This window comes from Pseudomonas agronomica (assembly GCF_025917275.1).
In the GTDB taxonomy this organism is placed as follows: Bacteria; Pseudomonadota; Gammaproteobacteria; order Pseudomonadales; family Pseudomonadaceae; genus Aquipseudomonas; species Aquipseudomonas agronomica.
In genome coordinates, this window is the sequence record NZ_JAOSHO010000792.1 from 1 (window position 1) to 1,539 (window position 1,539).

The 1,539-nt window shown below is 61.0% G+C and carries 2 protein-coding genes; both read left to right on the plus strand.

The genetic code is table 11. The annotated features are described in order from the left end of the window. The first annotated feature begins 194 nt into the window (after nucleotides 1-194). Entirely contained in the window at nucleotides 195-1,316 is a 1,122-nt protein-coding gene (lptF, locus tag OC610_RS27165) for an LPS export ABC transporter permease LptF (protein WP_264432468.1), read from the plus strand. Further along, nucleotides 1,309-1,539, plus strand: a 231-nt coding sequence (locus OC610_RS27170) for an LptF/LptG family permease (protein WP_264432470.1), incomplete at its 3' end; no start/stop codon positions are given. The genes lptF and OC610_RS27170, both read left to right, overlap by 8 nt.

Sequence of the window (1,539 nt, forward strand, 5' to 3'; positions counted from 1 at the left end):
CTCGGCGCCCGAGCCTGACAACCCTCGCAGTCGTTAACTTTTTGGCCATGAAGCGTCTGGTTAAAGCGTGCGCAGTGACAGGCGCGTCCAATCACAGGATAATGCGGCTCTTTTTTCGGCGGCTCGCTGCGTGAGCTGGCTCGATACGTTTCCTTGTTTGGCCGCCATAGCCTGACAATCGTGGAGTGTCTGGTTTGATCGTCTTTCGTTATCTGTCCCGCGAAGTCCTGCTGACCCTGAGCGCCGTCAGCGCCGTGCTGCTGGTCATCATCATGAGCGGGCGCTTCATCAAGTACCTCGCGCAGGCGGCCTCCGGCGCCCTGGACCCGGGCTCGTTGTTCCTGATCATGGGATTCCGCCTGCCGGGCTTCCTGCAGTTGATCCTGCCGCTGGGGTTGTTCCTCGGCATCCTGCTGGCTTACGGTCGCCTTTACCTGGATAGCGAAATGACCGTGCTGTCCGCCACGGGCATGAGCCAGCAGCGGCTGTTTCGCATCACGTTGTTCCCGGCGACACTGGTGGCACTGGTGGTGGCCTGGCTGAGCCTGAGCCTGGCGCCCCAAGGTGCCAACCAATTCCAACTGCTGATCAACCAGCAGGACGCCATGACCGAATTCGACACCCTGGTGCCGGGGCGCTTCCAGGCCCTGCGCGACGGGACGCGTGTCACCTACACCGAGCAGCTTTCGGATGACCGGATCAACCTGGGTGGTGTCTTCATTACCCAGAAAAACCTGTCTTCGGATGCCAAGAAAGACCGCGGGATCTCCGTGCTGGTGGCCGAGAAGGGGCGCCAGGAAATCAACCCGGACGGTAACCGCTACCTGATTCTCGAGAATGGCTACCGCTACGACGGCAAGCCGGGCCAGGCCGATTATCGCGCCATCCAGTACGACACCTACGGCGTGCTGTTGCCCAAGCCCGAGGCCAGCGAAGAAGTCACCGATCGCGATGCGATGCCGACTTCAAGCCTGCTGGGCAACAATGACATCCGCGCCCGCACCGAGCTGCAGTGGCGCTTGTCGCTGCCACTGCTGGTGTTCATCGTGACGCTCATGGCGGTTCCGCTGTCGCGGGTCAATCCGCGCCAGGGCCGTTTTCTCAAGCTATTGCCCGCGATCCTTTTGTACATGGCTTACCTGACCATCCTGATTTCCGCCCGCAGCGCCCTGGAAAAAGGCAAGATTCCACCGGCACTGGGCTTGTGGTGGGTGCATTCGATTTTCCTCGTTATTGGCCTCGGGTTGCTCTATTGGGAGCCCATGCGCCTGAAGCTCGCCAGTCGTCGCAGCGCGCTGGAGGTGGCCCGTGGTTAAACTCGACCGCTACATCGGCAGCAGCGTATTCATGGCGATCCTTGCTGTGCTGGGGATCATTCTTGGCCTGGCGACCTTGTTCGCATTCATCGATGAAATGAGCGACGTCAGCGACACCTACACCCTGGCGGACGTCCTCAGCTACGTATTGCTGACCGCGCCGCGGCGCTTGTACGACATGTTGCCGATGGCCGCGTTGATCGGTTGCCTGATCGGCCTGGGC